We start from the raw sequence: 22020 nt of genomic DNA, 5'->3' as shown, positions 1-22020 counted from the left end.
GGACTACGCCGCCCGCGCCGCGGCACTCGGCGCCGACCCGCGCGCGGCCGCCGACGCGGTGCTCGCGGCCTGGCCGGTGGATGTGCGGGACCAGACTCCGGCGGTCCGCTCCTCATGGCACGATCTCTGAGTACAGGCCGGTGCCTGTCCGAGGGGAGAGACGCGTGACGACGGCAACCGAGCAGCAGCATCTCGCCGGTCCGTTGTCGGCCGCGGTGGCCAACCTGTGCACCCGGCTGCAGCCGCAGGTCTCCGCGCGCACCGCCGCGGGGTTCCGCGAGGTGCTGCGCCGGCTCTCCGCGCCGCTGCAGGTCGCCGTCGCCGGGCGGATCAAGTCGGGCAAGTCGACGCTCGTCAACGCGCTGATCGGGCGCCGGGTCGCGCCCACCGACGTCGGCGAGTGCACCCGACTCGTCACCCGCTTCCAGTACGGCACCGTCGATCGGGTGGAGCTGATCTTCACCGACGGCCGCAAGCAGGTGCTGCCCTTCGACGCCGGCGGCATGATCCCGAACGACCTCGAGGTGGACTTCGAGAAGGTCTCGCACCTGGAGGCCTACCTGACCAACGCCGTCCTGCGCGACCTCACGGTGATCGACACCCCCGGCCTCGGCTCGCTGGACGACGCCTCGGTCAAGCGCACCGAGCAGCTGCTCGGCGCCGCCAAGCACCGCAAGTCGGAGGAGGACGAGGCGGACGGCGAAGCGGGCGACGACGACGATCTCGACCCGACCTCGCGCAACGCCGTGGCCGGCGCGGAGGCCGTGCTGTACGTCGTCACCCAGGGCGTGCGCGCCGACGACCAGCAGGCGCTCGCCGCGTTCACCGCCGCGACCGCCAGCCGCGAGGCCGGCCCGGTCAACGCCATCGCCGTGCTCAACAAGGCGGACACGATCATGCCCGAGTCGGTCACCGGCTCGGACGGTGACGTGTGGAAGGCCGCGAGCCTGCTCGCCGAGAAGCAGGCGCAGTCGCTCAAGCCGCGGGTGGCCGACGTCATCCCGGTCATCGGGCTGCTGGCCGAGTCCGCCGAGTCCGGCGGGTTCACCTCCGCCGACGCGGACGCGCTGCGCTCGCTGTCCAAACTGGACGATGCCACCTGGGAGACGATGTTGATGTCCGCGGACATCTTCGCCACCTGGGAGTGCGAGATCCCGAGCGGGACTCGGACCCGGCTGCTGGAGAAGCTCGACCTCTACGGCGTACGCGTCGCGGTCGACGCGCTGCGGGCCGACCCCGAGCTCACCGCCGGGTCGCTGCGCCGCTCGCTGCTCAACGCCTCCGGTCTCGCCGGCGTGCGGGGCCGGCTCGACGCGGTGTTCCGCGCCCGGGCCGACGGCATCAAGGCGGCCGCCGCGCTCGCGTCGGTCACCGCGCTCGCGCACGCGTCCGGCGACCCGGGCGAGCGTCAGCGGGTGCACGACGCCATCGAGGTGCTGCTCGCCAAGCCGGAGGCACACCAGCTGCGGCTGCTCGAGGCGCTCACGCTCGTCACGTCCGGCGCGGTGGCGATGCCCGAGGACCTGGCCGAGGAGGTGCTGCGGGTCGGCAGCAGCGCGGACGTCGGCGAGCAGCTCGGGCTCAAAGGCCGCCCGCACAAGGAACTGTCCGCGTACGCTCTCGAGCGGGCCGGCTGGTGGCGGTCGTTCGCGTCGTTCGGTGCCACTCCCGCGCAGAGCCGGGTCGCGCACGTCGTGCACCGCGCGTACTTCCTGATCTGGCAACAACTTCGCGAGCAGGCGGGGTGAGTGGTAAATGGCTTCCTGGTTCAAGCGCGGCAAGGACGGCGCTGACCCGACCGACTCTGCGGAGTCGACCATCGAGGTCAAGGCGTCCGTGATCGCCGAGGCCGCGCGGGCGGGACAACCGGCCGGCATCGCCGCCGACGGGCTGGTCAGCGGCGGCGACTTCGTGCCGGACGCGCCGGTCGAGCCGATCCCGCTCCCGGACGGCCGGCTGGACCAGGTGCTCGCCGAACGCAGGTCCCTGGTGCAGCTCTGCCTCTACGCCCTCGACCGGGCGAAGAGCTCGGGTGTGGTCGAACGACTCGAGGAGGGGCTGTCCGGCGTCGGCGTCACGGCGCTGCGCCCGGACGGGGTCCGCTTCGACCCGGCGTTCCACGAGGCCGGCGGCACCGTGGCGACCACCGACGAGACGCTCGACGGGCTGGTCGCGGAGACCGAGGTCGTCGGCTTCGCCGATCGGGGCGAGGTACTGCGGGTGCCGGTCGTGACCGTCTACAGCAAGGCGGCTCAGTGAGTGCCCCGGCCAAGCCGCTGTCCCTGCCCAAGCAGGTCGCCCAGGCGCGCGAGCAACTGCTGAAGGTGCTGCGCGAGTCCGACGAGGACTCGGCGAAGTGGGTCGAGGAGATCCGGGCCAAGCGCAAGGCGAAGCCGTCCACGGTCGTGGTCGGCGAGACGAACCGGGGCAAGAGCTCGCTGGTCAATGCCCTGCTCGGGCAGCCCGGTCTGTCCCCTGTGGACGCGGACGTGGCCACCGCGACGTACCTGGTGTTCGGCCACGCGGAGACGTGGGAGGCGCGGGCCTGCTACCCGGGCCAGCTCGCGCCGGTGCCGGTGAACATCGGCGAGCTGACCCACTGGGTGTCCGCCGCGCACCAGCTGCCGCCCGGCGAGCTGCCGCCGCGCTACGTCGAGGTGGACGGCCCGGTGGAGCTGCTGTCGAAGCTGTCCATGGTGGACACTCCAGGGGTCGGCGGGCTCGACTCGGTGCACGGCGAGCTGGCCGCCGAGGCGGCCGCGTCGGCGACCGCACTGCTCTTCGTGGTGGACGCCTCGGCACCGTTCACGCTCGGCGAGCTCAACTTCCTGGCCAACGTGGGCGAGCGGGTCGAGACGATCGTGTTCGCACTGTCCAAAGTGGACCAGTATCGGGGCTGGCGGCAGGTGCTCGAGGCCGACCAGGCGCTGCTCGTCGAGCACGCGCCCCGGTTCGCCGGCGCCACCTTCTACCCGGTGTCCGCGCGGATGCACGACATGGCGAGCAAGGCGCCCAACGCGGAGGCGGCCGCCATGCTGCGCGAGCGCTCCGGCGTCGACACGCTGCGAACCGCGCTCGCCGACCTGCTCAGCGGCCGGTCGATCATGCTGACCGAGGCCAACACGATGCGCGCGCTGTCGACCGCGCTGAGCGAGCTGCACGTCAAGCTCGAGTCCGAGCGGCGGGCGCTGTCCACCGGCGAGGAGGAGGCCGAGTCGCTGCGCGCCCGCAAGGAGGAGCTGACCGGCGAGCGGCGCTCGTCCACCAAGGGCTGGCAGGTCCGGATGCGCAGCGAGGTGCAGCGTGCCCGGCTGGAGAACAACCACGAGGTCGCCCGCCAGATGCGCGACCTGCAGTCGTGGTTCCGGCAGGCGATCGACTCCGCGGACCGGGAGATGCTGCCTTCGCTGCCGGCCCAGGTCGACGCCGCCATGCAGATGGTGTCCGGCCGGATCGGCGCCTCGGTCAACGCGCGGCTGAACCGGGTGACCGAGACCGTGCTGGCGGACCTGTTCTCGGCCGACGAGCTGGCGATGATCCGCGCGCAGTTCGCCCGGGCCGGCCACCCGCCGGTCGTGCTGCGCCCGCCGGAGCGGCGGCAGCCGACCACCGAGGACAAGCTGCTGGTGTTCACCGGCGCCACCGGTGGTCTCGGCGCCGGTTCGATGCTGGCCAGGTTCATCCCCGGGATCGGCGGCGCGGCAGCGGGAGTGAGCGTCGGCGCGAGCCTGCTCGCCCTGGCCCCGGTCGCGGTCATCGGCCTCGGCGCCGGCTGGTGGCTGCAGCGCACGCGCAAGCACACCGCGGACAAGCAGCACATGAAGCAGTGGCTGTCCGAGTCGATCCTGGACGCGCGGTCCACTTTGGATCAACTGGTGTCCGAGCAGCTGATCGAGGCGGAGTCCCAGCTCGCGCTCGCGCTCGACGAGGCGCTCGGCAAGCGCATCGCGGGCATCGAGGAAGAGCTCCGCGAGGTGGACAAGGCATTACGACTCGACGCCTCCGAGCGCTCCAAGCGGCTGGGCGTGGTAAACAAGCGCCTGACCGAGGTCGGCGCCGGACGGGACCGCGCGGAGAAGCTCCTCGCCAGCATCCGCACGGTCCGGGACCGCGCCTGAAGGCGCCGGGAACCGGACGGGCTCACGGCCAGTCAGAGTCACACGCAACAAGGCACCAGGACTTTCCAAGAGGGGGCAACCCGTGTACGTGGATGACGAGACCTCGACCGACGACACCTCGACCACCGACACCGACACCGCCGGCCAGGACGAGCTGACCGTCGAGGTCGACGGCGAGGACTACGAGGTCGAAGAGAACTACGACATGGACGGCGACGGCGCCAACGACACCGCCGTGGTCGAGACCGAAGACGGGATCATGGCGTACGCGGACACGGACGGTGACGGCACCGCGGACGTCGCGGTGCAGTACGACGACCAGGGCAACGTCGTGGCGGGGGCCGAGTACGACGCGACCACGGGCGAGTGGCAGGAAGAGAGCGTCGACACGCTGCCGACGCCGACGGGGGACGGCGCCGACGACTCGACCGGCTCGACCGACACGGACACCAGCGACCCCACGGACGCGTCGGACACCACCGACACGACCGACACCACGGACACGGACACGACCTCGGCCGAGGGCGACATCAGCGTCGACATGCCGGGCGAGGACGTCGACGCCGGCCCGGCCACCTACGACACCGACGGCGACGGCACCAACGACACCGCGGTCGTCACCGACACCGACGGCACGACCTACGCCTTCACCGACACGGACGGCGACGGCTCGGCCGACCAGGCCGTCGTGATCGAGTCCGACGGCGACGTGACCGTGGCCGCGCACACCGGCACCGACGAGTGGACCGTCACCGAGGAGGGCCACATCAACCCGGACGGTACGTACGAGTCGGAGAGCACCGGCTCGGGCACCGGTTCGGACACGGGCACCGACTCCGGCTCCACCGACTCCGGTGCCGGCTCGGACGCGGTCTGGGCCGAGCGCTGATCGAACCCGCGTCTCGTCACAACTGAACGACGATCGATCCCGGCGGGCGTTCGACGCCGGGATCGATCGTGTGTGAGGCGGTCCACTCGTACGATTGTGTGCTGAATCGATTCCCGAATCGGTCTTGTGAGAGAGCCGACACGTCAGGACTCGGTTAGCTGCCGTTCATCTGGTTAACCTCTTTACATTCCAACGCGGCAAACCCGTCCGAAGCCCGGGCGGGGCGTTTGCCGTTCTTCAGGACGTCGATGTCCAGATCATGGACGACGGCGTCCTGATTGGCTTTCGGCGTCAGTCAGGAGACGAGATGACGGCAGTGGCAATCCCGGGTGTGGACAACGCACCGACAACGCACGAGCGACTCCTGTCCTGGGTCCGCGAGGTGGCGGAGCTGACCACGCCGGACGAAGTGGTCTGGGTCGACGGCTCCGACGCGGAGTGGACCCGGCTGACCGACGAGCTGGTCGAGGCTGGCACCTACACGCGCCTGGCGAAGAAGCCGAACTCCTTCTGGGCCGCCTCCGACCCCGACGACGTCGCGCGGGTCGAGGAGCGCACGTTCATCTGTTCGGTCGACCCCGCCGACGCCGGCCCGACCAACAACTGGACCGACCCCGCCGAGATGAAGGCGACCATGACCGAGCTGTACCGCGGCTCGATGCGTGGACGCACGATGTACGTGATCCCGTTCTGCATGGGACCGCTGTCCGCCGACAAGCCGATGCTGGGCGTGGAGATCACCGACTCCGCCTACGTCGTGACGTCGATGAAGATCATGACGCGGATGGGCACGCGGGTCCTGGAGAAGTTCTTCGACGACGCGGGCAACGAGCGCGACTTCGTGCCGGCCCTGCACTCTGTCGGCAAGCCGCTCGAGCCCGGTGAGCGGGACACGGCGTGGCCGTGCAACGAGACCAAGTACATCAGCCACTTCCCCGAGTCCCGGGAGATCTGGAGCTACGGCTCGGGCTACGGCGGCAACGCGCTGCTCGGCAAGAAGTGCTACTCGCTGCGGATCGCCTCGGTGATCGGCCGGGACGAGGGCTGGCTCGCCGAGCACATGCTGATCCTGAAGCTGATCTCGCCGGAGCAGAAGGTCTACTACGTCGCCGCGGCCTTCCCGAGCGCGTGCGGCAAGACCAACCTCGCGATGCTCCAGCCGACCATCCCGGGCTGGAAGGTCGAGACGCTCGGCGACGACATCGCATGGATGCGCTTCGGCGACGACGGCCGGCTGTACGCGGTCAACCCCGAGGCCGGCTTCTTCGGCGTCGCCCCGGGCACCGACTGGCACACCAACCCGAACGCGATGCGCACCATCGAGCACGGGAACTCGCTGTTCACCAACGTCGCGCTGACCGACGACGGTGACATCTGGTGGGAGGGCATGGGTGAGCCGCCGGCACACCTGACCTCGTGGAAGAAGCGCGACTGGACGCCGGATGCCGACGAGCCATCGTCGCACCCGAACTCGCGGTACTGCACGCCGATGTCGCAGTGCCCGATCCTCGCGCCGGAGTGGGACGACCCGAAGGGCGTGCCGATCTCGGCGATCTTCTTCGGCGGCCGCCGGGCGAACACGATCCCGCTGGTCACCGAGTCGCGCGACTGGCAGCACGGCACCTTCATGGGCGCCACGCTGTCGTCGGAGACCACGGCCGCGGCCAAGGGCAAGGTCGGCGTCGTCCGGCGCGACCCGATGGCGATGCTGCCGTTCATCGGCTACCACGCCGGTGACTACTTCCAGCACTGGATCGACACCGGCAAGCGCGCCGACGCGGACAAGCTGCCGAAGATCTTCTACGTGAACTGGTTCCGCCGGGACTCCGACCGCAAGTTCCTGTGGCCGGGCTTCGGCGAGAACTCCCGCGTGCTGAAGTGGGCCATCGAGCGCATCGAGGGCAAGGCGGCCGCGAAGGAGACGCCGATCGGCTACGTGCCGACCGCCGAGGACCTGGACCTGTCCGGTCTGGACGCCTCGCCGGCGGAGATCGAGGCTGCGCTGCAGGTCGACGTGGACGAGTGGCGCGAGGAGGTGCCGATGATCGAGGAGTGGTTCGCGAAGATCGGCGAGAAGCTCCCGACCGTGCTGCGCGCCGAGCTGGAGGTCCTCAAGCAGCGACTCGGCTGAGGTTTGGTATCGATCGGGGGGATCACTGTGACAGTGGTCCCCCCGATTTTCTGCAAGTTGCATCATGGTTCACGGGTGGTGGCGTCGGCACTGTACGTAGCGCAGGAATCGTGGGAGGGCGGGGCCATGTGCGAGTCAGGCAGGTGCGACAGGTGGACCTGGCGGCTGTCGGGTTACGACGACCGCGTGCACGCCTTCGTGAGCGAGGAGCGCCCGGCGAGCTTCGTCGAGGCGGCGTGCAGCCACAGCGTGCCGATCGACAAGCTCGCGAGGTCGCACACGGGTTCCCGGTGCCTGGCGTGCCTGTTGATCGTGGGCGACCACCTGGCCGAGCATCACCAGATGGGTGCCTGGCGCTAGTTGTCCACGAGAGTTGTCCACAGCTTGTGGACAAAGCTGTGCACAGCCTGTGGGGACCGGCGTGGCTCGGAAGGCGTTGTCGACGTGGTGGCCAGCTGACGGACAGGTCTCGTTAACCCGGCCGTGACCGTGTTGTCCACAGCGGCCGGTCCGCCGGTGGACTTCACCCGGTCGGATGGCTCACGCAGCGGTCGAGCTGGCGTTCGAGGAACCGGCGGGTGGGCGTGGAGATCCGCTTGGTGAGCGCCGTGCGGTAGTAGCCGGCGGCGGTGTCCGGCCGGCCGGACCGCAGCCAGAGCGCACCGAGGACGGCGGGGAGCAGGTGGTAGTCGCGCAGGGCGGGCTCGTGTTCGAGCCGCTCGAGCTCCCGGTGGTCGAGGTCTCCGGCCATGGCGGCGGCGATGGCCCGGTTCAGCGCGGCGACCGGGGACGGCTTGAGGGCGAGCAGGTCGTCGTAGAGGGCGACGATCCGCGCCCAGTCGGTGTGCTCGACGTCGGGTGCCATGGTGTGGCACAGGGCGATGGCGGCCTCGACGTGGAAGGCGGACCGCTCGTCTCCGGTGCATGAGCTGCCGAACAGCCGCGTCCCCTCGGCGATCATGCCCCGGTCCCAGCGACTCCGATCCTGGTCGGCCAGCAGCAGGATGTCGCCCCGCGGGTCGGTCCGCGCGCCCAGCCGGCTGCCCTGTAGCAGCATCAGGGCGAGCAGCGCGCGCGTCCGGGGCAGGTCGGTGCGGTCGTCCGCGCGGAGCAGCCGGCACAGCCGGACCGCCTCGCCGCACAGCTCGCCGCGGACCGCGCTGTCCCCCTCGACGGCGTCGTAGCCGGCGTCGAAGAGCAGGTAGAGGACGGCGAGCACGCTGTCCACACGGGACTGGTCGACCTCGAGCGGGACCGGGTTCTCCCGCAGCCACCGCTTGGCGCGCACCAGTCGCTGCGCGACCGTGGCCGGCTGGGCGAGCAGCGCCGCGGCGATCTCGTCGACCCCGAGCCCGCCCACGGTCTTAAGCGTGAGCACCACCTGCGAGGCGACGGGCAGCCCCGGGTGGCAGCACAGGAACATCAGCGCGAGCTCGTCGTCGGTCCCGGGCACGTCGGCACGCTCGGGCAGGGCGAGCAGCGGCAGCTTGGCCCGGGCGACCTCGTCGTGGCGAACCCGGTCGAGCGCGGTGTTGCGGGCCACGTGGAACAGCCAGCCGGCGGGGTTGTCGGGCACGCCGGTGTATGGCCACCGCTGCAGCGCACGCAGCAGCGCCTCCTGCACGGCCTCCTCGGCGAGGTCGAGCCGGGCCGGCCCCAGCGTGCGGGCGAGGGTGGCCACGATGCGCCCGGACGTGTGCCGGAACAGCTGCTCGACGACTTGGTTCGGCCGGCCCGCCGCGCCCTCCCGCCCGGCGGCGGGAGGGCGGTCGGGACTCGGCATCAGGGCTCGCAGCCCTGCTCGCCGATCTTGCGGACCTCGATCGAGCCGAAGTCCAGGTGCGGGTGGCTGGAGAAGATCTTCTCCGCCTCGTCGAGGTCGCTCGCCTCGATCGAGATGAACCCGCCGAGGATCTCGGTCCCCTCGACGAACGGCCCGTCGGTGACGTCGAGGCCACCCCCACCGCCACCGCGCCGTACCACCCGGCCGCGGTAGGAGAGCCCGCCGCCGCCCGGTGGGTTGCCGGCCCGCTCGAGGTCCTCGCCCCACCGCAGGTAGCGCTCCAGGGTCCGCTGCGCCTCGTCCGGGCTCAGGTGGCTCTGCGCGTCCTCGGTCCCCCGCAGGAACCCGACGAAGTTGGGCATGTCCGCCTCCTCTGTGTCCTAGGTGACTGTCGTAGGTGACCCGTAGACGGCCACCCCGCCAGGAAATCGACACCGTCTTCGAAGAAATCGTGCGCCGTTGTCGATCCGGCTCGAACCCGCTCGACCAATGGGTGAGACCCAACGGATTCGAGGAGCCCGAGATGATCGTGGAAGCCGCCACCCCGGCCGACGTGCGGACCGCCGTGTCGACCGCCCGCGAGCTGGACCTGCCGTTCACGGTGTTCGCCACCGGCCACGGCGGACCGCTGCCCGACCGCGAGGACGTCGTCGTGGCCACCACCTCCCGGCTGGGCGGTGTGCTGGTCGACCCGGACCGGCGTACCGCGCGGGTCGCGCCCGGCGCCCGCTGGGCCGACGTGATCGCGGCCGCCGCGCCGTTCGGCCTGGCCCCGCTGTCCGGGACCTCACCGACGGTCGGCGTGATCGGCTACACGCTCGGCGGTGGCATGGGCTGGCTGTCCCGGCGGCACGGGTACGCGGCCGACAGCGTGGTGCGGGCGGAGATCGTGACCGCGGACGGCGAACTGCGCACGGTGTCCGCCGACCGCGACCCGGACCTGTTCTGGGCGATCCGCGGCGGTGGCGCCAACTTCGGCGCGGTGACCGGGCTCGAGTTCCGGCTGTACCCGGTCGCCACCGTGCACGCCGGCGTGGCCACGTTCCCGTTGGAGCGCGCCGCCGACCTGCTCGCGTTCTACCGCGACGCGGCGGCCGGCCTGCCCGACGAGCTGACCGCGAACATCGTGCTCACCAAGGACTCCGTGGCCATCCGCGGCATGTACGCGGGCTCGGCGCAGGACGCCCGGTGCGCGCTCGCGCCGCTGTTCCGGGTGGCCGGCGCCCCGATCGCCGACGGCTGGCGTGACCTGCCCTACACCGACAGCGGCACGGTCGGCGGCACCGCGCCGCGCAACTTCAACCTGCTGGCCGACCTGCCGGACCAGGTCATCGAGGCGGCCGTCGACGCGGTGCGCGGCGACGCGAACGCCGTCGAGGTGCGCCACTGGGGCGGCGCGCTGGCCCGGCCTGCCGCCGACGCGGGCCCGATCGGTCACCGCGACTTGCCGTTCTCGGTGGTCGTCGACGGGCCGGCGCAGGACGCCGCGCCGATCGCCGCGCACGCCACCGGCGGGTCGTTCCTCAACTGGCTGCACGACCCGGCCCGGACGCACACCGCGTACACCTCGGCCGACTACGCGAGGCTGCGCGCGGTCAAGCTGGCCTACGACCCGGACAACGTGTTCGGGCTGGCCAAGAACATCGCGCCGGCAGTCCGCGAGGCGGCGCGGCTGGGCGCCTGAGAGCGTCGGTGCCGCGGGTACGGTGTGCGACGTGGCCGAGGATGTGAGCAGGTTTCCTGTCGTCGAGCACGACGAGCTGCCCGACGATCTCCGGGAGCGGATCGCCGTCATCGCGGAGAAGTCCGGGTTCGTGCCCAACGTCTTTCGGGCGCTCGGGCACCGGCCGGCGGAGCTGCGGGCGTTCCTGGACTACCACGATGCCGTGATGGAGCGGGAGTCCGGGCTGAGCAAGGCCGAGCGCGAGCTGGTCGTGGTGGCCACGTCCGGGGCGAACAGCTGCACGTACTGCGTGGTGGCGCACGGTGCGATCCTGCGCATCCGCGCCAAGGACGCCCAGCTCGCCGACCGGGTGGCGACCAACCCGTGGACGGTCGAGCTCACCGAGCGGCAGCGCGCGATCGTCGACCTGGCGCTCGCGCTCGCCGTGGATCCGGCCACGTTCAGCTCCGAGGACCTGGACGCCGCCCGCGACGCCGGCCTCACCGACGAGGAGGTCTGGGACGTCGGCGCGATCACCGCGCTCTTCGCGCTGTCCAACCGGATCGCGCACCTGACGGCGCTTCGGCCCAACGACGAGTTCTACCTGATGGGCCGGCTACCGCGCGGCTAGCTCGAGCCGCCAGGTCTGCCCGGTCAGCCGCTGCCCGAACCGCTCGGCGGTGTCCTCCTCGACGAGGTCGAAGCCGGCCCGTTGGTAGATCCGCCGCGCCGGCTCGAGGACGGAGACCGTCCACAGCTCGATCGCCTCGTACCCGGCCGCCCGCGCGAAGCGGACGCACTCGTCGACGAGGACCGTGCCGACGCCGGCGCCGCGCGCGCTCGGCTCCACGTGCAGCAGCCGCAGCTTGGCGGTCCGGTCGTCCTGGCGTACGCAGAAGACCGCACCGACCCGTTCGCCGTACAGCTCGGCGATCCACGCGGCCTCGCCCCGCGGGTCGTGCTCGTCGAGGTAGCCGGCGACGATCCGCGCGACGAGCGCCTCGTAGGAGGAGTCCCAGCCGTGCTCCTCGGCGTAGAGCACGCCGTTGCGCGCGACCACCCAGCCGTAGTCGCCGGCCGCGGGCGGGCGCAGCCGCACCTCCGGGCGGGCGTCGGCACTGGCCAGCCGCCGCCGGATCATGTCCATGGCGTCGACCAGGCGCTGCTGCTCGTCGTCGGTGAGCCCGCCGAGCAGCGAGCGGATCTGCGCCACCGACTTGGTGTCGAGCACCCGGAAGGTGTCCCGTCCCTTGCTGGTGAGCCGGATCAGCTGCCGCCGCGCGTCCGACGGGGACCGCTCCCGCCGCACCAGCCCGCCGTCGGAGAACCGCGCGAGCAGCCGGCTCAGGTACCCGGCGTCGAGCCCGATGGCCCGCCGCAGCTCCGCGACTTCGGTCTCGTCCCGCTGTCCGAGCTCGAACAAGACCCTTGCCTCGGTCAATGAGTAGGGAGTGCTGAGCAGGTGTCCGTTGAGCGCGCCGAGGAACTTCGTGTAGCTCCGGTTGAACGCGCGGACGGTCGAGACTCGCTCTACCGGCACATTGGTGCGCATCGGCGACACCTCGTTTCCCGTGAAACAATTACTTGACGAGGTCAAGTATATGCCTCAGTGCCGGTGGGTGTTGTCCGGCTGGTCCGGATCGCCGGGGTGCTCGAACCCCGGCGCCAGCCGAACCCGCGCCGCGGTGCGCCCGGCCAGCCAGATGGTGAACCCGCGGCGCCGGGCGGCCGACAGGAGCCGGGCGGCGATCTCCGACGCCACCTCGGCCGGCGGTCGCACCCGGGCCGGTCGCACCTCGACGACCTCCAGGGTGTGCCAGCCCGACGGATCCCGGACGGGGCCGACGACCTCGCCCGGTCGGGCGGCGAACACGGCCTTCTCGACGGGCCCGGTCAGCTCGCCGCGCCGCAGCGTCCGAAGCGGTTCCCGCACGACCCGCTCCTCGGGCACCCGGTGGCACTCCGGGTTGTTCCGGTAGTAACGCTCGACCTCGTCGGCCGGCACCGACACCTCCGCCGTAACCGCCGCGAACACCGCCCGTGCCGCCGCGCTCCTGGTCAGCAGCTCGGCGGCCACGCTCCCCAACCCCAGCAACGCCGACCGGTCCGGGGCCAGCTCAACCAACGCCGGCGCACTCGTCGTGGCCAGCCCGCGCGCCGCCGCCTCCGCCGCGACCAGCCGCTCGGCGACCACCACCTGCACGAGCCACCGCCGCAGCTGCCGGCCCTCCTGGCTCCCCGCCCGCGGCAGGGTCGCCGCCACCGGACCGCGCCGCAGCCCGGCCTCCAGACGGTCCACATCGGACACGTCGACCGGCGCGTCGCCGACCCACGCCACGGTCGTTCTCATGCCAGGACCTCGAGCGGCACCGCCGGCGAGTACAGCAGCCGACCGGCGCCCACCACCCTGACCAGCGCCCACCAGCGGCCGGGCGGTGTCCACGGCGGCGGCTCGACGTCGAAGGCCAGCTCGACCTCGCCGCCCGCGGGCAGCTCCGCGCCGAGCGATCGCGGGCCGACGCACTCCCACGTCCCCCACGGGCTGATCACCGCCGCCTCCACCGCGATCGGTGCGGCCGCCCCGGACACCACTCGCACCGCGAGCCGCTCCCGCGTGCCGGCCCGCACCCGCACCGGCGCCGGGTCGGCCGCGAAGCGGAGCAGGTCCCCGGCCGGCGAGCCGACGGTCAGCACCGCCACGTCCTCGACGACCTGGCCCCAGCTCGGCGGCAGTCCCGCGGCGGCCGCCGGCTTCAACAGGGCCCGCACCGGATGGCGGCCGGCGACTGCGTCGGCGGGCGCCGTCACCGTCACCTCGATCGACAGGTGGCCGCCCGGCGGCAGGCCGAACGGCACCTCGGGCACGTCGACCGTCCACCCGGGCGGCGGCACGAGCCGGACGACCCCGTGCAGGTCGGCGTCCGTGCAGTCCGAGGCCACCGTCAGGCGAAGCGGAACGGACCCGCCCGGGGTGACGTCCACCCGCGTCGGGTCCAGGTGTGCCGCGAGCGGCAGCCCGCCCAGCGGGGCCGGGCCGCGGTTGTGCAGCCAGTACTTCGCGTACAGCGGCTGCGCCGGCTCCGCCTCCGCACCCAGCGCCGGACCGTCCACAGTGGAGTGCGCAGTGGAGTCGACGACCGGCGTGGCGAGCACGGTCACCGCGTCGGACGGGTCCACCTCGATCGCGTCGAGCGTCGCGCCCGGCTCCTCCAGCAGGTTCGCCGACCACAGGTCGGCCAACCGCACGACGTCGGACTCGAGCCGTGCGGCCGCCGCCGAGTCCGCACCGACGAGTCGCACCGCGATCCGCCGGCGCGGGTCGACCGCCGCGGCGGAACCGGAGACCAGCGGGTTCCCGGCCGCCTTGACCACCGCCAGCCGCGCTCCCTCAGCCCGCAACAGCGAGCCGGACGCGGGCAGCGAAGGCTCTGTGGTCGGCGAGGCGAGCACCGCGTGCAGCGGACGGCTGAACTCCGCGCTCGTGGCCGCGATCCCGGCGGACCGCCAGTCACCCGAGCCCGCCGCCAGCGCGTACCGGAACTCGTGTGTCCAGTGCTGCAGCTGGAAGCTCGACCCGTCCGGCACCGTCCGTCGCGGCGGGTCGACCCAAACCCCGGACGGCCAGCCCGTGCACGACCGCAGCAGCGAGGTGTGCAGCGTCCCGGCCGCGTCCACGGCGAAGCCCGGCAGCCCGCGGTTGAGCACCGCCACGGTCCGCCCGTCGTACGGCGGCTGGCCGGGATCGCCGGCGCCGACCTCGACGACGTGGTCCACCAGATCGTCCACAATGGACTTCACGAGCGCCGGCAGGTCCGCCCGCGACGCCGACAGCACGAGGACGCCCAGCGCGCCGGCGTCGCAGGTCGGCGCTCGGGCGCCACACCTCCTCGAGCGGCTTGTCCGGCGGCACCCAGTGCACGCCGGGCTCGAGGCCGTCTGCCACCGAAGCCGTGAACGGGTTCGTCTCCGCGTCGCCCAACGCGATCCGCACGTCCGGCAGGTTCGAGTCGACGTCGAGGTCGCCGTAGCGCGTGCCGTCCGCCGAGGACACCGTCGACGTCACGCCCGACCGGGCCAGCGCCACGGCCAGCGAGCGGGCCAGCGGCGCGCCGTCGGCCAGTGAGGGCACCACGATCTCCGCGACGCCGACCGGCCGCAGCGCCCCGTCGGCCAGCCGCAGCGCCGCCGCGGAGGAGAGCCCGAACCAGGTGTGCGCCGGGTTGTCCAGCGTCCACGGGTGCTCCGCCGAGTCCACGTCGATCAGCCCGAAACCACGGCCCACCACGGCGTTCCCGACCTCGCTCACCGGCAGCGCACCCGGCACCGGGCACGGCCAGCGCACCCGCAGCAGCTGGTCGGAGCCGGTGAACTCGTCGACCGTCGTGGTGGCTTCGACCCGGTCGACGCCCTCCCACACGGTGATCGTCTGCGTGTACCGCACGGATGCGACCTCGCCGGACACCGTCACCCGCTCCCCGAGCGGCCCGCGCTCGACGACCGCGTTCGCCGGCCCCGACGCCGACGTCGCGACCGGTCCCTTCGGCAGGAGGTGCCACGGGCCCTCGCCGAACGTCGGGTGGTCGGCGTATTCCTCGTAGACCGCGAGCTCGTTGCCGACCCGGCCCTCGGCGATCAGCTCCCGGCCGTCGTCGAGCAGGCTCGCCACGCCGCCGCCGCGCTCGGGGTCGACCGTGACCCGGAAGCGACTCGACGCGGCGGTCACCCCGTCGACCGGTACCCAGCCTTGATCGTCCCGTGTGGACGGACGGAGCCGGTAGGCGCGCCAGCCGAGCGGCGGCACGTCGACCGCCCGGAACGTCACCGAGTGCCCGTCGTGCTCCACGAGAGCGGGCAGCGAGTCGCCGGCCTCGTCGAGCACGTCGACGCCCGGCAGCGGTTCGGCGAGGCGCACGGTCACCAGGTCGGTGCGGGCGTGGTCGAGCGAGTTCCACACGACGACCGATGTTCCCTCGCCGGGCACCTCGACCCGGTCGGACAGCACGGACAGCGCCTGGTCCCGGACGTCGGCGGCGAGGTCGTGCGCGTCCCGCCAACTGGTCAACAGGTCGAGGTAGACCTGATCGGACTCGGAGCCGGTGAAACCGTCGTGGTGCGCCCCGTACGCGAGCTGCACCCAGGCCTTCGCGAGCGCGGCGTCCGGGTAGGGCGAGCCGGCGCGCAGCCCGGCGAACACCGCGAACGCCTCGGCCTCGAGCGCGGCGACCTCGGCGGCGCGCTGGGCCTGCTTGGTGTCGATGTAGGAGACGTCCTTGCCGGTGTAGATCGGGTTCATGTCCCTGGTCTGCGGCGTCGGCTGCTCGCCGCGCTCGGCGAGCTCGGCCCGGACGGCGGCGAAGAAGTCGCGCGGCAGTGAGCAGACGAACCGCGGCCACACGTAGCGGCGGGCCCAGTCGTGGTGCACGTCGGTGATCCACTTGTTGGGCGGGGTGTAGTCGCCGCCGACCGGCAGCATCACCTGCCGGGTGGTGGCGACCTTCTTGAGACCATGGAACAGCGCGTACGCGGCCTCGCCCGCGGCATGCAGGTCGGGTGCGGAGTCCATGGCCCAGCCGGAGCCGTAGTGGTCGGTCATGTAGGACGTGAGCAGGCCGCGTCCGGACGGCGAGACCCACTCGAACTCGCTGGGGAACTGCATTCGAGTCGGGTCGCCCTCGCCGATCATCGGGCCCCACTGGTGGAACGGCCCGCGGGCCCAGGAGGTCGAGGTCAGGCCGGTGTCGGCGGCGAAGCCGGGAAACGCGGGGTCGTGTCCGAACGCGTCGAGCTGCCAGGCGGTGGCGGGCTCGCCGCCGAGGACGTCGCGCTGGAAGCCCATGCCGTGGACGAAGTTGCGGATCGTCGTCTCGGGGTCGGTGAGGTTGGTGTTGGGCTCGTTGTAGGTGCCGCCCATGACCTCGATGCGGCCCTGCGCCATGAGCCGGCGCAGCACGGCGCGGTCCGCGGGATAGGTGTCCCAGTAGGGCTTGAGGTAGTCGACCTCGGCGAGCACGAACTTGTAGGCCGGCTCGGCGAGCGCGAGGTCGAGGTGCGCGCGGACGAGGTCGAAGCCGGCGAGCTGGCGTGCGCCGCGGTGCGAGCTGGGGAAGTCGAGCTCGTCCCAGGCGATGGTGTAGGCGGCCTGGGTGTTCCACCAGACGGGGTCGTAGTGGAAGTGGCTGACCAGGTGCATGGTCCACCCCGGCTCGGCGACCTCCAGGTCGAAGTCGACCTCGACCCGGTCCGTGCCGGAGACGACGACGGCGCGGACGGGCAGCGACGTGCCGGGTTCCGCGCCGTGGGTGTCCACCCCGACCTCGACACCGACCTCGCCCCGCACGGCCAGTTCGACGGGCTCGGGAGTCGAGACCCCGGTCCCCTCGACGTGCACCCGGGCCGAGCCGGTACCCGCGAACGACACCCGAACGATCTGAAGCGGAGCCTCCACCGAGCCGACGAACAGCTCGGTTCCCTCCGCGGCGACAGCACCCATGTCCGGCACTGTGCGGGCTGGTTCACCTACGACACAAGCGGTTGGTGAGAACTTGTCCGGATGAGACCCAGGTCCGGACAGATGGAAACCCCGTAGTGCTGCCAGGTCGGGGGTCCGCCAGCACTACGGGGTCAACCGGTTCATCGTGGCCGGTTCCGGTCGCGTTACACGGCCACGGAAAAAGTTTGTAGGACTTAGCGGGAGACGTGCTGCCGCTGCGCTGCGGCAAGGATCTCTTCCCGCATGGCGGGCGTCTTGGCCTCCGCGAGAGCGCGACTCACCGCCCGGCGGTTGCGGGACTCGACGCGGCGGGCGCGGAGCTTGGCGGCGATGTTCATGAGGTTCGCTTCTCCTTCTTCGTCGTCGCTGGTTGTTTCTCCAGCTACTGACCATTATGCCTCTTGCAACGTTAGAAGTCGCCCGATTATTCGATGAGGTGGGACACATTCCGGCGAACCATCGGTCAACGAGGCAGTGAACCGGACGTGTCCGGGAGGTCGACAGGAGTCGATGCAGGACTATCCGGACGTATAGCAAGATCGCTAGACGTCGGGATAGAGCGGAAGTCAGTCGTCCATGTTGAGCAGGTACCGACCGAAGTGCGGCACCGTGAAGGCGATCCGGCCACGCTCGGCCGAGTAGATGAGGCCCTTCTTGATCAGCGAGTCCCGCGCCGGAGAGAGCGAGGACGGCTTGCGGGCCAGGTGCGAGGCGATGTCCGAGGTTGCCGCGCCCTCGTCGGTCTTGCCCTTGGTCAGTTCGGCCATCGCGCGCAGGTACTCGCGCTCGGCCGGCGTGGCGCGCTCGTAGCGGGAGCCGAAGAAGCCGACCGCGAGCTCGGCCTCGGCCTCCGGCGCCGCGACACCGACGTCCTCGACGGTGATCGGGTCGCTCGGCGCGGCGTCCCAGGCGGCCTTGCCGTAGGCCTGGATGAAGTAGGGGTAGCCGCCGGCCGCGTCGAACAGCGCGTCGAGGGCCTCGTCGGTGATGCTCGCGTCCTCACGGGAGACGGGCGCGATGACCGCGTGGTCCGCGTCGGCCCGGTCCAGGCGGTCGATGCGCACGTAGCGGAAGAGTCGCTCCGAGTAGGACTTCGACGCGGAGAGGACGGCCGGCAGATGCGGCAGGCCGGCGCCGACCACCACGAACGGCGCGCCGGACTGGGACAGCTCGTGGCACGCGGCGCACAACGCGGAGATGTCCTCGGCGGTCACGTCCTGCATCTCGTCGATCAGGAGGGCGACGCCCGTGCCGACGTCCTGCGCCAGCTCGGCGACGTCGGTGAACAGCTCGACGAGGTCGATCTCGATGTCCCCCGAGTCGGCGCGCCCCTGGGTGGGCGGCACGTCGATGCCCGGCTGCCACCGGTCGCGCAGCTTCGAGTCGCTGGGACTGGCCCGCAGCGCGAACGCCTTGAGCACGCCCAACACCTGCTCCACCCGATCCGGCGCACGATGGCGCACGGCGAGATCCCGCACGGCGCGGTGCAAGGCGGCGGACAGCGGTCGCCGCAACCCCGCGTCCGGCCGAGCCTCGATCTTGCCGGCCCCCCACCCACGGCGAACGGCCATCGACCGCAGCTCACCGAGCAGGACGGTCTTGCCGACCCCACGCAGGCCGGTGAGCACGAGACTGCGCTCCGGCCGCCCCCGAGCAACCCGCTCGAGCACGACCTCGAACGCCGCAAGCTCCTTCTCCCGACCAGCGAGCTCGGGAGGACGCTGCCCCGCGCCGGGGGCGAACGGGTTGCGCACCGGGTCCACGATCGCACCGTATCCCCGTATCTAGCGCGAGCCCGATATTGCGCCAGAAACCCCTACGGCGTGTCGCGCCCGGCCAACAATCCACGCGCACCGCACGCCGCACAGCTGCGCCGCCGCGTTGGCACCGCCAGCCGCACAGCCGCACGTCCGCGGTCCGCCCCACGCACGTCCGCATGTCGGCGGTCCGCCCGCCGAGCCCGAATCACCGAAGCCCCATCGCCGCGGCCCACTCCGCCGAGCCGCAAACCGAAGGCCGCGCCACCCCTGAACAGCCCCGCAACTACCCCCGCGCACACGCGCGTGCAGAACGCAAGAAACGTAGCCCCCGCCCTCTCCGGGGGCACCCCTCGTGACCGTCAGTTTATCGGTTGGCACTGACGAACGGGGTGGTCAGCGCTCTGCTGTGGACTACCGGCCGACCTGTGGACAACCCGCTGAAGGTGGACAGCTATGCCGCTTCGAGGATCGCCGTCACGCCCTGTCCGCCGGCCGCGCAGATGGAGATCAGGCCGCGACCCGAGCCCTTCTCCGCGAGCAGCTTCGCCAGCGTCGCCACGATCCGGCCACCCGTCGCGGCGAACGGGTGGCCCGCGGCGAGCGAGGAACCGTTGACGTTCAGCCGCGAGCGGTCGATCGTGCCGACCGGCTCGTCCAGGCCCAGCCGCTCCTTGGCGAAGTCCACGCTCTCCCAGGCCGCCAGCGTGGCCAGCACCTGCGACGCGAACGCCTCGTGCAGCTCGTAGAAGTCGAAGTCCGCCAACGACAGCCCCGCCCGCGCGAGCATGCGCGGCACCGCGTACGCCGGCGCCATCAGCAGACCCTCGCGACCGTGCACGTAGTCCACCGCCGCGGTCTCCGAATGCGTCAGGTACGCGAGCACCGGCAACCGCCGCGCCGCGGCCCACTCCTCCGATGCCAACAACACTGTCGACGCCCCATCGGTGAGCGGCGTCGAGTTGCCAGCCGTCATCGTCCCCTCCGGACCGCCGAACGCCGGCTTGAGTCGAGCCAGCTTGTCGGCCGCCGAGTCGGGGCGCAGGTTCTGGTCGCGGGTCAGCCCCAGATAGGGCGTCAGCAGGTCGCCGAAGAAGCCGCGCTCGTACGCGGCCGCGAGCTTCTGGTGCGACGCCGCGGCGAGCTCGTCCTGCGCCTCCCGCGACACGCCCCACTCGCGCGCGGTGATCGCCGCGTGCTCGCCCATCGACAGGCCTGTCCGAGGCTCGGCGTTGCGCGGGAAGTCCGGCACGATCTGCGTCGGCCGGATCTTCGCCAGCGCGCGCAGCCGGGCGCCGACCGACCGGGCGCGGTTGAGCTCCAAAAAGATCTGCCGCAGGTCCTCGTTCAGCCCGAGCGGCGCGTCGCTGGTCGTGTCGACGCCGCCCGCCACGCCCGACTCGATTTGCCCCAGTGCGATCTTGTCGGCCACCTGGAGCACCGCCTGCAGACCGGTCCCGCACGCCTGCTGCACGTCGTTGGCCGGTGTCTCCGGCGAGAGCCGCGAGCCCAACACGCTCTCCCGCGCCAGGTTGAAGTCACGGCTGTGCTTGAGCACGGCCCCGGCAGCGACCTCGCCGAGCCGCTCGTCCTGCAGGCCGAACCGGCTCACGAGCCCGTCGAGCGCGGCGGTGAACATGTCCTGGTTCGAGGCGGTGGCGTAGCGGCCATTGGATCGCGCGAACGGGATCCGGTTGCCACCGACGATCGCGACCTTGCGCGCCTGCACCATCTGTCACACCTCGTTCTCGACGACGTCTCGGCTGGCCACTCTAATCTACTCGCGAGTAGGCTCGGCGTCGAACGAGGCGCCGACCACGGAAGCGACCACCATGACCGACCGCTACCAGCAGTTTGCCCGCTCCGGTCTCGGCCGGCAGCTCGTCCGCCGGCTGGGCCTGCCCAACCCGACCCCGCTGCGCCGCCACAAGCCCGGCGACCCGGCACTCAACGGCCCCGCACTCGTCGGCGCGGCCGGCGGAGCCCGGCTCACCGACACCGTGCACACCGTGCTCAAGTCGGCCGCGATCGAGGTGCTGACCGAGCCGCTGACCGCTCCCGAGGGCGAGCGCGCGAAGCACGCGGCGCTGGTCTTCGACGCCAGCGGCATCGACCGGCCGGAGCGGCTGCGCGAGCTGTACGAGTTCTTCCAACCGGTGATCCGCACGGTCGGCACGTGCGGCCGGGTGGTGGTGCTCGGCACGCCGCCGGAGTCGGTGGGCGGCCGCGCGGCGATCGCCCAGCGCGCGCTCGAGGGCTTCACCCGATCGGTCGGCAAGGAGCTCAAGCGGGGCGCCACGGTCCAGCTGGTCTACGTCGCGCCCGGGGCCGAGCCGGCGGCCGAGTCGACGCTGCGATTCCTGCTGTCGGCCAGGTCCGCCTACGTCGACGCGCAGGTCATCCGGGTCGGCACGCACGGCACGTCGACCGCGGAGCCCGAGGACTGGGCCAAGCCGCTCGACGGCAAGGTCGCGCTGGTCACCGGCGCCTCGCGAGGCATCGGCGCGTCGATCGCCGACGTGCTGGCCCGCGACGGCGCACAGGTGGTGGCGCTGGACATCCCGGCCCAGGGCGACGAGCTCTCCGGGGTGGCCAACCGGATCCGCGGCACCGCGGTGCAGCTCGACATCACGGCCGCCGACGCACCCGCGCAGCTCGTCCGCCACCTGGGCGAGCGGCACGGCGGGGTCGACGTCGTCGTGCACAACGCCGGGATCACGCGGGACAAGACGCTCGGCAAGATGAAGGAGCCCGCCTGGGACGCCGTGCTCGCGGTGAACCTGGCGAGCCAGCTGGCGATCAACGACGCGCTGCTCGACGAAGGCGTACTGCGGCCGGGCGGCCGGATCGTCGGCGTCTCGTCGATCGCGGGCATCGCCGGCAACGTCGGCCAGACCAACTACGCCACCAGCAAGGCCGGCGTGATCGGCATGGTGCGCACCTACGCCCCGCTGCTCGCCGAACGGGACGTGACGATCAACGCGGTGGCGCCGGGGTTCATCGAGACCAAGATGACCGCGGCGGTCCCGCTGTTCATCCGGGAGGCCGGCCGGCGGATGAACAGCATGTCCCAGGGCGGCCTGCCGGTGGACGTCGCGGAGACGATCGCCTGGTTCGCGAGCCCGGGGTCGGGCGCGGTCAACGGCAACGTCGTGCGGGTGTGCGGCCAGAGTCTGCTGGGGGCCTGAC

General features: G+C 71.9%; 18 protein-coding genes. 10 read left to right on the top strand and 8 right to left on the bottom strand.

The window, feature by feature from the left end; genetic code table 11:
- Nucleotides 1-164: 164 nt before the first annotated feature.
- The 6 genes from ACRDSK_RS11840 (at nt 165) to ACRDSK_RS11815 (ending at nt 7498) form a co-directional block, all read left to right on the top strand.
- Entirely contained in the window at nt 165-1748 is a 1584-nt protein-coding gene (locus ACRDSK_RS11840) for a dynamin family protein (RefSeq protein ID WP_431440369.1), read from the top strand.
- Nucleotides 1749-1755: 7 nt separating this feature from the next.
- On the top strand, nt 1756-2259 hold the full coding sequence (locus tag ACRDSK_RS11835; RefSeq protein ID WP_431440367.1) for a nucleotide exchange factor GrpE: 504 nt from the start codon (nt 1756-1758) through the stop codon (nt 2257-2259).
- Nucleotides 2256-4118, top strand: coding sequence for a dynamin family protein (locus ACRDSK_RS11830; protein WP_431440365.1), 1863 nt, complete (start codon nt 2256-2258; stop codon nt 4116-4118). Before ACRDSK_RS11835 ends, ACRDSK_RS11830 begins: the two co-directional genes overlap by 4 nt.
- Before the next feature lie 82 nt (nt 4119-4200).
- Nucleotides 4201-5007, top strand: coding sequence for a hypothetical protein (locus tag ACRDSK_RS11825; RefSeq protein WP_431440364.1), 807 nt, complete (start codon nt 4201-4203; stop codon nt 5005-5007).
- A 307-nt stretch (nt 5008-5314) separates the two neighbouring features.
- Nucleotides 5315-7138 carry a phosphoenolpyruvate carboxykinase (GTP) gene (locus tag ACRDSK_RS11820; RefSeq protein ID WP_431440362.1) on the top strand — a complete coding sequence of 608 codons (1824 nt, stop codon included), beginning with the start codon at nt 5315-5317 and terminating at the stop codon, nt 7136-7138.
- A 186-nt stretch (nt 7139-7324) separates the two neighbouring features.
- Nucleotides 7325-7498 (top strand): hypothetical protein, encoded by a 174-nt coding sequence (locus tag ACRDSK_RS11815; RefSeq protein ID WP_431440361.1) that lies wholly within the window; start codon nt 7325-7327, stop codon nt 7496-7498.
- Nucleotides 7499-7661: 163 nt separating this feature from the next.
- On the opposite strand, the gene ACRDSK_RS11810 is transcribed toward ACRDSK_RS11815, so the two are convergent.
- Together ACRDSK_RS11810 and ACRDSK_RS11805 are read right to left on the bottom strand one after the other, a co-directional pair.
- Nucleotides 7662-8921, bottom strand: a complete 1260-nt coding sequence (locus ACRDSK_RS11810; protein WP_431440360.1) for an RNA polymerase sigma factor — start codon at nt 8919-8921, stop codon at nt 7662-7664.
- Complete coding sequence (locus tag ACRDSK_RS11805) at nt 8921-9283, bottom strand: YciI family protein (protein ID WP_431440358.1); 363 nt, start codon at nt 9281-9283, stop codon at nt 8921-8923. The genes ACRDSK_RS11810 and ACRDSK_RS11805 overlap by 1 nt, the downstream gene beginning before the upstream one ends.
- 161 nt (nt 9284-9444) lie before the next feature.
- Here ACRDSK_RS11805 and ACRDSK_RS11800 point away from each other — a divergent pair, with 161 nt between their 5' ends.
- Together ACRDSK_RS11800 and ACRDSK_RS11795 are read left to right on the top strand one after the other, a co-directional pair.
- Entirely contained in the window at nt 9445-10605 is a 1161-nt protein-coding gene (locus ACRDSK_RS11800; protein ID WP_431440357.1) for an FAD-binding oxidoreductase, read from the top strand.
- A gap of 31 nt (nt 10606-10636) precedes the next feature.
- Entirely contained in the window at nt 10637-11215 is a 579-nt protein-coding gene (locus tag ACRDSK_RS11795) for a peroxidase-related enzyme (protein ID WP_431440355.1), read from the top strand.
- On the opposite strand, the gene ACRDSK_RS11790 is transcribed toward ACRDSK_RS11795, so the two are convergent.
- The 4 genes from ACRDSK_RS11790 to ACRDSK_RS11775 are packed head-to-tail and all read right to left on the bottom strand — an operon-like array spanning nt 11201 to nt 17074.
- Nucleotides 11201-12136 carry a bifunctional helix-turn-helix transcriptional regulator/GNAT family N-acetyltransferase gene (locus ACRDSK_RS11790; protein ID WP_431440353.1) on the bottom strand — a complete coding sequence of 312 codons (936 nt, stop codon included), beginning with the start codon at nt 12134-12136 and terminating at the stop codon, nt 11201-11203. The genes ACRDSK_RS11795 and ACRDSK_RS11790 overlap by 15 nt on opposite strands.
- 54 nt (nt 12137-12190) lie before the next feature.
- Entirely contained in the window at nt 12191-12934 is a 744-nt protein-coding gene (locus tag ACRDSK_RS11785; RefSeq protein WP_431440352.1) for a peptidylprolyl isomerase, read from the bottom strand.
- A complete protein-coding gene (locus tag ACRDSK_RS11780; RefSeq protein WP_431440351.1) occupies nt 12931-14169 on the bottom strand; it encodes an NEW3 domain-containing protein in 1239 nt (412 codons plus the stop codon). The genes ACRDSK_RS11785 and ACRDSK_RS11780 overlap by 4 nt, the downstream gene beginning before the upstream one ends.
- Nucleotides 14093-17074, bottom strand: coding sequence for a glycoside hydrolase family 38 C-terminal domain-containing protein (locus tag ACRDSK_RS11775; RefSeq protein ID WP_431440349.1), 2982 nt, complete (start codon nt 17072-17074; stop codon nt 14093-14095). The genes ACRDSK_RS11780 and ACRDSK_RS11775 overlap by 77 nt, the downstream gene beginning before the upstream one ends.
- A 206-nt stretch (nt 17075-17280) precedes the next feature.
- On the opposite strand from ACRDSK_RS11775, the gene ACRDSK_RS11770 reads away from it, so the two are divergent.
- Complete coding sequence (locus ACRDSK_RS11770; protein ID WP_431440347.1) at nt 17281-17463, top strand: hypothetical protein; 183 nt, start codon at nt 17281-17283, stop codon at nt 17461-17463.
- 177 nt (nt 17464-17640) lie between these two features.
- Here the strand turns inward: ACRDSK_RS11770 and ACRDSK_RS11765 are convergent, their stop codons facing one another.
- The gene (locus tag ACRDSK_RS11765) at nt 17641-18837 is read right to left on the bottom strand and encodes an AAA family ATPase (RefSeq protein WP_431440346.1); all 1197 of its coding nucleotides are present in this window, start codon (nt 18835-18837) and stop codon (nt 17641-17643) included.
- Nucleotides 18838-19285: 448 nt separating this feature from the next.
- The gene (locus ACRDSK_RS11760; RefSeq protein WP_431440344.1) at nt 19286-20563 is read right to left on the bottom strand and encodes an acetyl-CoA C-acetyltransferase; all 1278 of its coding nucleotides are present in this window, start codon (nt 20561-20563) and stop codon (nt 19286-19288) included.
- A gap of 100 nt (nt 20564-20663) precedes the next feature.
- On the opposite strand from ACRDSK_RS11760, the gene ACRDSK_RS11755 reads away from it, so the two are divergent.
- Nucleotides 20664-22019, top strand: coding sequence for a 3-oxoacyl-ACP reductase (locus ACRDSK_RS11755; protein ID WP_431440343.1), 1356 nt, complete (start codon nt 20664-20666; stop codon nt 22017-22019).
- The last annotated feature ends 1 nt before the right edge of the window (nt 22020 follow it).

The sequence above is a fragment of the Actinophytocola sp. genome, from assembly GCF_050699915.1.
Taxonomy (GTDB): Bacteria; Actinomycetota; Actinomycetes; order Mycobacteriales; family Pseudonocardiaceae; genus Actinophytocola.
This window is presented reverse-complemented; position numbering and strand designations above follow the sequence as displayed.